The sequence below is a fragment of the Cyanobium sp. LEGE 06113 genome (assembly GCF_015207615.1).
This window is the reverse complement of record NZ_JADEWM010000003.1, coordinates 186,586-199,026: the sequence shown is the minus strand read 5'-3', so window position 1 is coordinate 199,026 and position 12,441 is coordinate 186,586. Positions and strand designations below refer to the sequence as shown.

General features: G+C 66.5%; 15 protein-coding genes. 10 read left to right on the top strand and 5 right to left on the bottom strand.

Features of this window, described 5'->3' with window-relative positions:
* Positions 1 to 136 precede the first annotated feature (136 nt).
* The gene (locus tag IQ220_RS07125; protein WP_193913987.1) at positions 137 to 1,429 is read right to left on the bottom strand and encodes a chloride channel protein; all 1,293 of its coding nucleotides are present in this window, start codon (positions 1,427 to 1,429) and stop codon (positions 137 to 139) included.
* Positions 1,430 to 1,583: 154 nt separating this feature from the next.
* On the opposite strand from IQ220_RS07125, the gene IQ220_RS07120 reads away from it, so the two are divergent.
* The gene (locus IQ220_RS07120; protein ID WP_193913985.1) at positions 1,584 to 3,830 is read left to right on the top strand and encodes an FdhF/YdeP family oxidoreductase; all 2,247 of its coding nucleotides are present in this window, start codon (positions 1,584 to 1,586) and stop codon (positions 3,828 to 3,830) included.
* Here IQ220_RS07120 and IQ220_RS07115 read toward each other — a convergent pair.
* The 3 genes from IQ220_RS07115 to IQ220_RS07105 form a co-directional block, all read right to left on the bottom strand.
* Positions 3,817 to 4,377 (bottom strand): phosphate-starvation-inducible PsiE family protein, encoded by a 561-nt coding sequence (locus tag IQ220_RS07115; RefSeq protein WP_186696745.1) that lies wholly within the window; start codon positions 4,375 to 4,377, stop codon positions 3,817 to 3,819. The two genes, IQ220_RS07120 and IQ220_RS07115, sit on opposite strands and share 14 nt — an antisense overlap.
* Positions 4,378 to 4,559: 182 nt before the next feature.
* On the bottom strand, positions 4,560 to 5,510 hold the full coding sequence (locus IQ220_RS07110) for a hypothetical protein (RefSeq protein WP_186696746.1): 951 nt from the start codon (positions 5,508 to 5,510) through the stop codon (positions 4,560 to 4,562).
* 16 nt (positions 5,511 to 5,526) lie between these two features.
* Positions 5,527 to 6,318: a prohibitin family protein gene (locus tag IQ220_RS07105; protein WP_225875596.1), complete on the bottom strand. Its 792-nt coding sequence runs from the start codon at positions 6,316 to 6,318 to the stop codon at positions 5,527 to 5,529.
* Positions 6,319 to 7,111: 793 nt separating this feature from the next.
* On the opposite strand from IQ220_RS07105, the gene IQ220_RS07100 reads away from it, so the two are divergent.
* The 9 genes from IQ220_RS07100 to IQ220_RS07060 all read left to right on the top strand — a co-directional run bounded on the left by IQ220_RS07100 (position 7,112) and on the right by IQ220_RS07060 (position 11,696).
* Positions 7,112 to 7,576 (top strand): Hsp20/alpha crystallin family protein, encoded by a 465-nt coding sequence (locus tag IQ220_RS07100; RefSeq protein ID WP_193913983.1) that lies wholly within the window; start codon positions 7,112 to 7,114, stop codon positions 7,574 to 7,576.
* Between the two features lie 382 nt (positions 7,577 to 7,958).
* Complete coding sequence (locus IQ220_RS07095) at positions 7,959 to 8,633, top strand: TIGR02117 family protein (RefSeq protein WP_193913961.1); 675 nt, start codon at positions 7,959 to 7,961, stop codon at positions 8,631 to 8,633.
* 158 nt (positions 8,634 to 8,791) lie between these two features.
* Positions 8,792 to 9,073 carry a hypothetical protein gene (locus IQ220_RS07090; protein ID WP_193913959.1) on the top strand — a complete coding sequence of 94 codons (282 nt, stop codon included), beginning with the start codon at positions 8,792 to 8,794 and terminating at the stop codon, positions 9,071 to 9,073.
* A gap of 54 nt (positions 9,074 to 9,127) precedes the next feature.
* Positions 9,128 to 9,535 (top strand): hypothetical protein, encoded by a 408-nt coding sequence (locus IQ220_RS07085; protein ID WP_193913957.1) that lies wholly within the window; start codon positions 9,128 to 9,130, stop codon positions 9,533 to 9,535.
* On the top strand, positions 9,532 to 9,939 hold the full coding sequence (locus IQ220_RS07080; RefSeq protein WP_193913955.1) for a hypothetical protein: 408 nt from the start codon (positions 9,532 to 9,534) through the stop codon (positions 9,937 to 9,939). The genes IQ220_RS07085 and IQ220_RS07080 overlap by 4 nt, the downstream gene beginning before the upstream one ends.
* A gap of 27 nt (positions 9,940 to 9,966) precedes the next feature.
* Positions 9,967 to 10,125, top strand: coding sequence for a hypothetical protein (locus tag IQ220_RS07075; protein ID WP_193913953.1), 159 nt, complete (start codon positions 9,967 to 9,969; stop codon positions 10,123 to 10,125).
* 40 nt (positions 10,126 to 10,165) lie between these two features.
* Positions 10,166 to 10,702, top strand: a complete 537-nt coding sequence (locus IQ220_RS07070) for an aromatic acid exporter family protein (protein ID WP_193913951.1) — start codon at positions 10,166 to 10,168, stop codon at positions 10,700 to 10,702.
* 45 nt (positions 10,703 to 10,747) lie between these two features.
* Complete coding sequence (locus IQ220_RS07065) at positions 10,748 to 11,005, top strand: DUF2164 domain-containing protein (protein ID WP_193913949.1); 258 nt, start codon at positions 10,748 to 10,750, stop codon at positions 11,003 to 11,005.
* A 178-nt stretch (positions 11,006 to 11,183) separates the two neighbouring features.
* Positions 11,184 to 11,696 (top strand): hypothetical protein, encoded by a 513-nt coding sequence (locus IQ220_RS07060; RefSeq protein WP_193913947.1) that lies wholly within the window; start codon positions 11,184 to 11,186, stop codon positions 11,694 to 11,696.
* A 216-nt stretch (positions 11,697 to 11,912) separates the two neighbouring features.
* Here IQ220_RS07060 and IQ220_RS07055 read toward each other — a convergent pair whose 3' ends face one another.
* Entirely contained in the window at positions 11,913 to 12,329 is a 417-nt protein-coding gene (locus IQ220_RS07055) for a hypothetical protein (RefSeq protein WP_370566368.1), read from the bottom strand.
* Positions 12,330 to 12,441 lie beyond the last annotated feature (112 nt).

Sequence of the window (12,441 nt, the reverse complement as noted above, 5' to 3'; positions counted from 1 at the left end):
GCCCACCTGCTCCACCGTGATCCTCACCCTCGCCATCGAGCTGGCCTCCACCGTGCTGGGGCTGCCCCTGCGCCAGATCGGGCTGGCCCTGGGCTTTGCCCGGGTGCTGGTGCCCATCGCCTGAACGGTTGCCGGCTCAGGGGGCGCGGAGGGCTGCCCTCTGCGCCTCGTTCCAGCTGGGGCCGCCCAGCCAGCGGCCCAGGGCGGCGGCAATCGCCGAGGCCGTGAGCAGCCAGGGCAGCAGGGCCCCATTGCCCTGAAGGGTGAACACGAACAGGGCGCAGAACAGCGGCGTGCGGCAGGCGCCGCTGAACAGGGCAGCAGCCGCCACCCCCGCCAGGGCCGCCTGTTGCTGCGGCGGCAGACCGCCCAGCCAGGGCGTCACCAGCACGACCCCGAGGCTCATCGAATCGTGCATGAGGCCGCCGGGGGCTCCGATCGCGATGCTCAGCAGAGGCCCTAGCAACCGCGGCCCGGCGCCCCACCAGGCCGTTGTGGGGGCACCGGCCAGGGCAGGTCCCAGCACCAGCGAGCCGTCGTTGAGGCTGAGGCCACCGCTGAGCACGGCCAGCAGCGCCAGGGCCAGCACAACGCCAAGGCCGCTGAGCCAGGCGGAGCGGCCCCGCAGCTGCCGGGCCAGCTCTCCCGCCAGGGGAAGCAGCAGCCGCACCAGCAGCACCCCCAGCAACGCCGTGATCACGGTGATCAGCAGCGCCAGCGGCAGCAGACGGAACTCCAGAGCCGCCCCCATCCCCTCCGCCAACCGTGCCGGCTGGCCCAGGCGTGAATTGAGCGCGCCGCCGAGGCCGGCGAGGATCAGGGTGGGCACCACCAGCGGCAGGCCATGCACAGCGCTGAGTTCTTCCAGGGCATAGGCGGCCCCCAGCAGTGGCGAGCGAAATGCCGCCCCGAGGCCGGCACCCCCGCCGATGGCGGCCAGCAGGGCCAGGGGCACCTGGCGCAGCAAGGGCAAGCGCTGGCGCAGGGCCAGCAGCGTCGAGGCCCCCAGGGCCGCAGAGGGCGATTCCGTTCCCACGCTGAGGCCGGCCACATGGGTGAGGGCCACCAGCGGCAGGCGTGCCAGCTGATGCTTCAGATCAAGGCTGGCGCTGGCCCTTTGGCGCTCCTCCTCCCCGACGGCGTCCTGCAGCACCAGCACGCCGGTGATGCCGCCGCCGCGGCCGCCCGCCAGCGGCCCCCAGGCCAGGGGAAGGAACAGACCTGTGCCCAACAGCGGCAGCAACAGCAGCCAGGGCCGCTGCGCCAGCCCTCCGCCACTCCAGAGCTGCTGCAAACGAAAGCCCAGCTCCGAGAGCCACTGGTAGGGAAGCTCCACCAGGCCGATCACACCACCCGCCAGCAGCAGAGTCAGCGACCAGGCCAGCGCAGCGCGCAGGCTCTGGGCAGGGGAGCGGCGAGGGCCGGTCATCGGCTGCTGGAGGGCACGGCGATCATGCCGTTGGGGCGGCTGAACGCCTAGGGGATGTGTCGATCCAACGCGCTGGAGGTTCCGGCAGCCACAGGGCCAGCCTGCCCGCAGCGGCGCGCGCCATGCTGAATCCATTGGCACCAGAGGCAATGTCGTGAAGACAGACGAGCCCGGGTCCCCCAGCGTCGGCGGCGGTTGGCCGGTGATCGACGGCTGGGCCAGAGCCACCCTCTCGCCGAAGGGCCCCCTGCTCTGGCAGACCCTGCTGCACAAGAGCGCCTGCCTCTCCTGTGCCTGGGGCACCGGCGGCCAGAACGGCGGCTTCCGCGACGAGCTGGGCGAGCCCCTGCAGCGCTGCCTCAAGAGCGTGGAGGCGATCAGCGCCGAACTGCAGCCGGCGGTGTCCGAGGCCGTGTTCGGCCAGCGCAGCCTTCGGGAGCTGCAACAGCTCAGCTCCCTGGAGGCCGACCGCCTCGGCCGCCTCAGCCACCCCTTGATCCTGCGCGAGGGCCGCAGCCACTACGAACGGCTCGGCTGGGACGACGTGTTCGAGCTGGCGGAGGCCGCCTTCCGCCGCCCGCCGGAACGGGTGGCCTCCTACAGCTCCGGCCGCTCCTCCAACGAGGCCGCCTACCTGCTGCAGCTGCTGCTGCGGGCCTGGGGCTCCAACAACCTGGCCGACTGCTCCGACCTCTGCCACGCCCCCTCCACCGTGGGCCTGGCCGAGGTGTTCGGCTCGGGCACCTCGATGGTGAGCCTGGAGAGCCTGCAGCAGGCCGACTGCGTGGTGCTGGTGGGCTCCAACGCGCCGGCCAACCACCCGCGGCTGATGAATGAGCTGATCCGGCTGCGGGAGCGGGGCGGCACGGTGCTGGTGATCAACCCGGTGCTGGAGGTGGGACTGCTCAAGTTCGGCTCGCCCGCCTTTCCGATCAAGTCGATGCTGCGCGGTTCGGAGATCGCCTCGCTGTTCCTGCAACCGGTGCCGGGCAGCGACACGGCGGTGTTCCTGGGCATCCAGAAGGCGTTGCTGGAAGCCGGCTCGATCCAGTGGGACTTCCTCAAGGCCCACACCGAGAACTGGCAGGCGGTGCTGGAGCCGCTGCAGGCCACCTCATGGGAGGCGATCTGCGCCTGCTGCGGCCTCAGCCGCGAGGAGATCGAGCAGGCCGCCGCCATGATCAGCCACGCCCGAGGCGTGGTGTTCGCCTGGGCGATGGGCATCACCCACCACGTGAACGGCACCGCCAATGTGCAGGCGATCGCCAACACCGCCCTGCTGAGCGGCAATGCCGGCCGGCCCGGGGCGGGCACGATGCCGATCCGGGGCCACTCCAACGTGCAGGGCTTCGGCTCGATGGGGGTGTCGGTGAAGCTGCGGGCGGCGATGCAGGAGGCCCTCGAAGCCCTGCTGGGGCGCCCCCTCAGCCGGGTGCCCGGCTACGACACCCGCGCCCTGATCGAGGCCGCCGACAGCGGGGCCGTGGACACGCTGCTCTGCCTGGGGGGCAACCTCTGGGGCGCCAATCCCGATTCGCAGCAGGCCCGCCGCGCCCTGGGCCGCATCGACACGGTGATGTATCTGGCCACCAAGCCCAACCAGGGCCATTTCCATGGCCTGGCGGCCCAGACCACCCTGCTGCTGCCGGTGTTCAACCGCTTCGAAACGCCGCACCGCACCACCACCGAGTCGGGCAACAACTTCGTGCGGCTGAACGAACCCGGCAGCACCCACCTCAAGCAGGCCGATCTGATCAGCGAGGTGGGTTTCCTGGCAGAGCTGGCCCGGCGGCTGATGGGCAGTGAGCCCGTGGACTGGGGCCGCCTGCAGGATCCCGCCTACATCCGCGAGCTGATCGCCCGCACCGTGCCGGGCTACGGCCCGATCGCCGCCATCGACTCCACCAACAGGGAATTCAGCGTGGAGGGGCGGGTGTTCGACAGACCCCACTTCCCCACCCCCTCAGGGCGGGCGCGGATGCGGCCCACGCCCCTGCCGGCGCTGTCGTTGCCGGGGCCCGATCACTTCGGGGGCCTGGCCCCTCGCGAGAAGGGCCTGGTGCTGGCCTTGATCACCGCCCGCAGCTACTCCCAGCACAACACCGTGGTGTACAAACCCGGCGATGCCTACCGGGGCATGCCCCACCGCAACACCATCCTGATGAACCGGGGCGACCTGGCCCGCGCAGGCCTGGAGGCCCACCAGCGGGTGACGGTGCAGGGGGAGGCCGGCAGCCTGGAAGCCGTGGAGATCATTCCCGGCGAGATCCGCGAGGGGGCGGCGCTGATGTTCTACCCGGAGGTGAACGTGCTGATGACCCCCCGGGTGGATCCCCGCTCGGGCACCCCGGCCTTCAAGCGGGTGCCCGTGCTGGTGCGGAGTGGGGTCAGTGGGCCTTGAGCTCGGCCTTGAAGCGGGCCGACACCTTGGACTCTGGATCCACCCCCTCAAAGGTGGCGGGCAGCCAGACGCGCACCACCATCAGCACCGCCATGGTGATCAGGAAGAGGCACACCGCAAGAATCTGGTGCCAGTCGGTTTCCAGCACCCCATTCACGATCACTTCCCGCAGCACCGACACGATCGCAATCTCCACCGATACCCCGATCGACACCCGCTGTTCCTGCAGATAGATGATCAGCAGGCGGAATAACTCCACCAGGATCAGGATGAACAGGATGTCTGCCGTGATGGCGTGGAACTGGGGTTCCTGCAACAGAGAGGAGAACAGCACCTTCATCTGCAGCACCATCACACAGAAGATGCCCACGCACAGGGTGATGGCGATCAGGTCCTGAACCGCCTCCAGCGACTGCACGATCTGAACGCGGCGCAACTGCTGATGCCAGGCCAAGCGGACCTGGGGTTCCGGGGCAACAGGGGAGCTGGGCTTGACGGCGGCGGTGGGTGGTCGTTCGGCGGGGAGCTGGGCGGTACTGCTGGTCATCACTGAATCAGCTCAGAGAACGGAACATCCGCGGCCCGCGTTGAGGCGGAGAGGCGAACGCCCTGGAGTTGGTGACGGAACGTTAACCGGCAGTTTTCTTATGGGTCAATGAATTTCTGATCAGTCCTGATGATCGCAGTGATGGCCATGCCCGGCACCAGCCGTGCCCCGAAAGGCCGGGATCAGGCCAGCGGCCTTGGCCTGGGTGGCTGGGCCTGACGGGACGGCCAGCCGCCACTGGCCAGCATCACGCCTCCCACCACGACCCCCGTGCCGAGCAGCACCGTCGGCCCCGCGGCCTCCCCCAGCAGGGCTGCCGCACTGAGCACCGCCACAGCGATCGTCAGGGATCCCACGATCGCCACGCGGGCCACGCTGAAGTGCTGGTAACAGAGGCGCAGGCTCCACTCACTGCCCAGCACCAGGGTGATGGCGTAGAGGCCGATCACCCCCGCCACCCACCAGAGCTGCAGGTGCATGAAGTGCTCCGGCCCATACAGCACCAGGCCCAGCACCAGAAACAGCAGGGCCGCCACCAGGGAGGGCAGGCCGGTGGTGAGGCCGATCCCCAGGCCCTCGCAGCCGAGCCGGCGGGCCGTCACGGCGCTGCAGGAGAAGCCGACCACCCCCGCCAGGCCCCAGCCCAGCCCAGCCAGACGGCCGCTGGCCATCGGCATGCCCGAGCCCAGGGAGGCCAGGGCCAGGCCAGCGGCAATCAGACCACTGGTGAGCCAGAAGCGGCGCGGCAGCGGTTCACCCAGCCACAGCAGGGACAGCAGCGCCGAAGCCGGCAGCACCAGGCTGAACAGCAGCGTCTTCTCGATCACCGCCAGGGCCTCGATCGCCACGTAACTGCCGAACGGCCCCACCAGGCTCCCGGCCAGCATGTCCAGCCCCAGCCAGCGCAGTTGCCCCGGGCTCAGCCGGGGCAACTGGCGGCGGATCGCCCGCCGGTCGATGGCCACGCTGCTCACCCCCACCACCACCAGGGCGAAGAAAAAGAGGTTGCAGGCACTGATCGGGTTGGCGCCGTCGATCGGATGGGCGGCGCCCTGCAGCTGCAGACCACGCACCACCGTGCTCTCCAGGCCCTTGAGCACCACGTAGGCCAAAAGGGCCAGCAGGCCGGTCATGAGCGCTGCTCCGCCCTCAACGACGGCCGTTGACGATCACTGAGGGGCTGCCGCCAGCCAGCCCCGGCAGGGCGGGTACCACGGAGGTCTGGCCGTCCCACTTGTCGAGGAAGAGCTTGTAGAGCACCTGGTCATCGAGGCTCTGGTTGAGGATCTCGTAGCGCTTGGCCTCCTGGTCGGCGATCTTCACTTCCGTCTGGGCGCGCAGCAGTTGCTGTTCAGCGATCTGCTTCTGCTCGATCGCAGCCCGGTATTCCTCGGCGATCTGCAGACCGGTGAGGTCAAGGCCCTGCACGATCACGTAGTTGAACTTGCTGAGTTCGCCGGCCACCTTGTCCTGCACCAGTTCGGAGATGCTGTTCCACTCGGTGGCGATCGTCACCAGTTCGTACTGGGAAAACACTGATTTCAGCGCCTTGAGCAGCGAAGGCTGGATCACCCGGGCATAGATCTGGGAGTTGTCGGTGGCGATCGTCTCAAAGATCCGTCCCGCCTCGACGGGCTTCACGGCGTACTTCACGGTGGCCGTGGCCTCGATCACCTGCAGGTCTTTGGTGAGGGTGGAGAACTGCTCAGGGCGCACCTGGGTGCGCACGTCGAAAAAGGAGATGGCCTGCACCAGGGGAACCTTGAAATTGGCTCCAGGATTGCGCTGTCCCCCGGTCACCTTGCCCAGGGTGGTGACCACCGCCACGGTGCCCGCCGGAACAATGAAGATGGTCTGGCTCACCAGGATCAGCAGGGCCAGAGCCCCCGCGATGATCAGCTGAAAGGCCGAGCCGAGCCCCCCTCCACCGGCTGGACGCATGGAACCTTGCATGAAGACGGAGTGCCGGGTGAGCCCAGACCCTAGACAGCTGGGCTGGCAGCCAGGACGCCAGGATCCTGGGCTGAGGTCAGGGCCGGGTTGACAACCTTCTTGATGAAGGACCATGGCCGCCGGTGAAGACCCATGACGGCTGCAGGGGCTCAATGGACAGCACCTGCACACCTGAACCAAGCTCAACCCATCGGGATTCGGAGGCTCCACCGATGGAAGACACCCCCCCGCAGCAGACAGCAGGAGCGCGCTGACGATCCGGCCCCTGCTCCAACACTCTCAACGGATCACCGACGTTCCAGGCCTGTCGCAGGCTGAAGGGCCGTGAAGCTGTCTTCGCAGTCTCACTCCCTCCACCCCCAGCCTTCGCCATCCACCGCATCGCTCACCGGACCTGTCCTCGACCATGTCCCCAGGTGCCCCGGATCCCAACGGAATGTCCCCTTGGACACCTGGCCCCAGGTGCCAGCGCCAGCAGCTCCGCCAAACCAACACGCTGCCACTGCGATCGGAAGGTCTGCGGTGGCAGCAACAACAAAGCCCGGAGCTCCCCTCCGGGCTTTGTTGTTGCTCAGAATGATGGCCTGATCAGGCCGTGGAAGGGCCCGGCAAGACGCCATGATTCGGTTCTCCACCCGCAGCCTGGGGGTGAACCGACTGTTGTCGTGGGGGCCGAATCAGATCGTTCGGTTCACCCCATCCCAGCATCGGCCCAGCTGGGCGATGGTTGTTGCACGGGGGCGATGAGACCCCGCACACAAGCAACTTCGCCACCAGAACCATGCTCAATCTGCGCACCACTTCTCCCTTTGAACTGTTCGATCGGCTCGATGAACAGCTCTCCCAGCAACGTCAGGAGGCCGGGCGTGTGCCCGCCGCTGAAGTGCATGACACCGCCGAGGCCTATACGATCAGCCTGGAACTCCCTGGGGTTGACCGCAACGCCATCGATGTGAAGGCCACCGAGCGCACCCTGCAGATCAGTGCCGAACGCCGCTCCACGCTGGACTCGGAGGCCCAGGACGCCCCGAGCCCCGAGCTGGGATCCCAGCCGGAAGCCACGGCCCAGACGCAGCGGCAACCCCTGATCAGCGAGTTCCGCTACGGCACCTGGAGCCGCAGCTTCCGCTTCGCAACCCCGATTGATCCCCAGCGGATCAGTGCCGTCTACCGCGACGGCGTGCTCACCGTGACGGCGCCCAAGGCCCCGCAACACACCAGCGTGTCGGTGAAAGTGGAGGGTTGACTGCCCGAGGCTTCCCCATAGCCCCAGGCAGCAAGAGCCGGGATCTGCAACAGGTCTGAGAACACTGCGCCCCCGGTTGGTCCCGGGGGCTTTTCTGCGGCTTGGTGGGGTTCTCACTGCAGGCCATTGACGATCGAGCGGGAAAAGCGAAGGCAAGCAAGCTGGCAGACAACAGTGATGCGCTTGTGAAGACGGGCCACTTTCCCTAGGCTTAGAGCTAAGCAACTGATCGGCTTGGCACACATCACTGCAGCGGGAGGAATTTGCCGCATGCAAGATCGGGAAGACAGCTCGGCACGATTGCAGATTTCATTAATGCCCACCATGGCTGACCCAGCACATGCCTTAGCAGTGAACCTAAGCTCTTGAGCTTCATCCCTCAATGAAACTGGCTGGAATTCTTTTTGGGGCTGTGGCCCTCACAGCATGCTCGAGCAGCCCCACTGTCGTTGGACCAGCCCAGGATTCATCTCATGCTTTGAGGTCTCATCCGGTGCATGTCGTGAATCATGGCTGGCATGCCGGCTTGATCATTCCAGCACGTCACCTGAATCGGGAGATTCCTGAACTCAAGCAGGGATTTGGTCCGGCGGCTTACTATGAAATTGGCTGGGGTGATCGAGCCTTTTACCAGGCTCAACACACAACGGCTGACCTGGGCTTGCAAGCTCTGTTTCGCTCCAAGGGCTCAGTCCTGCACGTCGTTGCCATTCCAGACTCCCCCGCCAAAGCATTCAATCACCTGGACGTCGTCAGCACCTGTCTCACGAAACAAGAGATGGCATCTGTTGTGGAGTTTGTGGCCAACAGTTTTGTCCGTGGCCATCGTGGGTCCGTGCTGCCGATCAACCAGGGCCTCTACGGCAACAGCCGGTTCTTTGCTGGCACGGGGAGCTATTCCTTGCTAAACACCTGCAACACGTGGATTGCAAAAGGCCTAAAGAGTGCTGGGCTGGATCTGTCCCCATCCTTGACCCTCACCTCAGGAAGCGTGATCAGCGCCGTGCGATCACGTCGACAGCTCTGTACACCAAGGCCCCATCCGACAGCTCAATAGACCCTTCAGGGCCGGGACAACCAGGCGGGGTAGCACTGGAGACCAGCCAACTCCAGAACCATAGAGCGAATCGATCGCCAAGCCGCTGATGAATCCCGAGCTGGAGCCGCTGATTCCGATTATCCTCATTATATCTTTTCTGGTCGTGAGATTTCGGTATGTCCCCTTCCGCCAGCCCTTCCCAGACTCCAGCTGCCGGCTCACCGCTGGAGTTACCAGACCTGCTGTATCCGCCCCTTCCCTGGGGCTTTCAGAAGGCCGCTCCGAAAACCTCCCTCAGCCCCGCCCTCGCCCATACGGCACGCCCCCTGGTGCTCAACCTGGTGGAGTTGATCCACTGGGCCTCCTTCCCCCTGGGCTTCTGGATGCTCGCTTACATTTTCGTGCATGCCGATGTGATCGCCACCCACGTGGATGGCGATCTGATGCGGGTGTTCTAGCTGCAACTGGGTATCGCCTGCCAGGTGTTCGGCGGAGGCATCAGCGGCATCCTGATGCACGAGTACGAAGGCTGGCAGATCACTCCCTTCCGCAACATTCTTGGCCTCCAGCAGAACGCGCCATCGGAGGATGTGGCCCAGGTGCTGGTGCCGAATTTCAACAATGTCTGGCTGCGGGCGGTGGCCTATCAGATGTTGTTCAGCTTTCAGAGCGCCGGGCTCGGCTTCTTCACCCTCGGGGTGTTTGGCGCCCAGCCCCTGCCCTTGCTGCTGCTGTTCGGGGGCATCGCCATTGCCCTGTTGGGTCCTTCGAAACTGCGCACAAGTTTGTTCCGTGTCGTCGACGGGGAAGCGCGGCCGGTGCTACCGCTCTCCTGGTCGTTGCTGATCGTGTTTGCGCTCAATGCGCTCGCCAATCTGATCAGTGCGCACCACTTCTTTGGCCCCACCTTCCCTTTGTGATTCTCACCCTGGGGTTGGCCTGGCTGTTTCCCCCGGCCGCCTGGTGGAGCGGCGGCCTGTTGCTGCTGATGGGCGTGATCCTGCTCGCCTATCGCCTCGGTTGGAACGGGGAGCCGCTGGTGCTGGAACCCACCGAGGCAGCTGGCCCGGAGCTGGCGGTGGTGTTCATCCAGGGGGAAGGGATCCCGCCCGAGCGCTACCGCCCCGTAGCCGAAGCGATCCAGCGCCACTGCGCCTCGCGGCGACTCTGGGTGGCGTTGCCGCGCTTCCTCGGCGACTCGCCCATTCGGCGTGAAACCCCACTGGTGGTGGCCCAGGCCCGCCGCGCGCTGGAGCAGCGCGGCATGGCGGCCGGCAGCCCCTACCTGTTCGTCGCCCACGCGGCAGCCAGGGGCTTTCACTAGTGTCAGCTGCTCTCACCGGCCGCCGCGATGGAATGGATCTACATTGACGCTCTGAGAAACAAGGCATCGCTTTCGGGCCGCCTGTTCATCTACGGGCCGGTCGCGGGTTTCGACAAGGCCGCCGCCTACCTGGGCCGCGCCCTGGTCAACCAGACCCGCACGGCTTCACTGCTGCGGCGCCGCTGAGGCGATCCTCCTTTCCAGGCCAGAAGGCATGAGTGAGCGCATGGGTTCCTGGATTGCGGCAGCCACGATGCGCGCCTGGGCCCTGCACGCGGCCCGCACCACAGTGGCTGCGACGCTGGCACTGGGGCTGGCCAGCCTGGCTCGTCTTCCTGATGCCTACTGGGCTCCCATCACCACCCTGATTGTGATGCAGTCCAGCCTCGGAGCCGCCTGGGCTGTTTCGAAGGATCGGCTGATCGGCACAGTGCTGGGCTCATTCTTCGGCGCACTGCTGGCCAGCTCCATCGCGCCAGCAAGCCTGGCGTTTGCGATTGGTGTGTTCGTGGTGGGGCTGCTGTGTGGCGTGCTGAAACTCAATCTGGCGGCTTACCGGTTTGGTGGCGTCACCTTGGCTGTCGTGGTCCTTGTGACGAGTGGGCAGCCCACCTGGCTGGTGGGCCTGCACCGGCTGCTGGAAGTGTCTCTGGGGATCGTGGTTGGCCTCGCCACAACCGCCCTATGGCCGGGGGATCAGACGCTGGCAGGGGGCAGCCGCTCCACCAGGACACGAAACCCCGGCCATCGGGAACAGAGATGAGCCACTGTTTTAGATGCTAGCCTCGAAATAAGAAGAAGAGTTTCCATGTCAGTCAACCTGACCAAAGACGTGCGTAGAAAAGCAACTGCCTCACTTGCGCGATACTTTGAAGAAGTCAAAGAAGAAGAAATCGGTGTCATCGCGGCAAACAGACTACTTGACTTCTTCGTGCAGGAAGTAGGACCGAGCATCTACAACAAGGCGGTGGCTGACGTTCTGCAACGCCTTCAGGCGCAACTCTCAGAGATAGACATCGATTGCCATGAAGGAGAATTTCAATACTGGCCCGAGCGGGGGCAATAGGACAGCAACAACCATCACATCAGAGGATCGCAACAGGCGCATGACGTGGGATCACGATGTGCCTCGCTGGTGGGTCTCAGACTTCACCATGACCACTGCAGTGATGGCCGTTCGTCGGTAGCCCTGGCGGGGATGCGTCGATCTGGGCCAGAATGATGGCTGAAGATCCATCTCTGCCATGGGCCGCGACCGTGATCCCTTCCGCATCCCGCGTGCCGGCTGGGAAGTGGCGCCACTGGCGGGGCTTGCCTCGATCGATCTCAACGGCAGCGGCGGCCCCCTCAGCGGCGCCGAGTTCGTCAGTGAATCCGCCGTGGGTGGGGTGGCGGTGTACGCCATCTACCAGGCCCTGCTGGCCGCACTGCGCACCGAGGCGATGCGCCGCCGTGGCGAGATCGACCGGGCCGCCCAGCTCCAGAGCATTGCCGCCACCGTGTGGGAATCGAGCAAACAGGGCGCCGTGGTGAGCGCAGCCCTCGGGGTGGTGCTGCTCGTGTTCCCCTGGCTGAGCCTGCCGCTGACGCTGCTGGGCGCCGTGGGCATGGGCAAGGCCTCGCTCGACCTGTTTCATGCCTTCTGGGATGGCCTCAGCCCCGAGCAGCAGGCCGAGCTCACCAGCAGCGCCTTCGAAGCAGGCGTGAACCTGCGGCGCTTTGTTGAGGGCGCCGGCACTGGCCCCCAGGCAGCCTGACCTCACGACCTAACGGGCCTGCGGCGCGGCCAAGCCCGCCCCGTCGCGGGCGGCCATGGTGTCGCGCAGATCCGAGACCAGGGCCTTCCAGCGCGGGGCTGCCGAACGCCCCGGGGGGCACCGCAGCTGCCTGTGTGACGCAGGCGTGGGTCACCGAGGCGCAGAACGGGGCGGAGGGCCATGGCCCTCCGGCAAGCACCGCTCCAGCCAGACGGCTCAGGGCGTGGCAGGCCAGGGCGTCAAGCGAACCGGCTCGCGCCTGGCGATCGAGGCCGTCCAGCCCCGCAGGCTCAGGCTGGCCAGGCCCGCCAGCAGCGCCGCCGTGGAGCCGCCGGCCAGCCAGTCGCGCTTCAGCAGCGGCAGCCGCTCGCTCATCAGCTCCAGCGGCATCTCCAGCAGCAAGAGGCCGGGGTCTTCCGCCCGCTGCAGGGGCCCATCGCCGCTGCGTTGCCACAGCCGCAGCAACAGCTCCAGGGCCAGCTGCTCAGCCATGGGGCCCGGCGCCTCTGAGGCTGGCTGCGCCGGCAGAGAGAGGCCCGTCAGCGGCAGGGCTCGCTCCCCCGCCACGGTGCAGAGGGCCAGGGCGACCAGGTAGGGGGCATCGGCCATGGCGCTGAGAGTCGCAGGCTCCACCTTGCACCAGGCAGGAATCCAGCGGAATGTGTCACGATCCGCCCAGAACGCCGAGGGCGATGCTGAGAGCCAGCGCACCAAGGCAGCTCAGGTGGCTCCTGTCGCCGCCCCG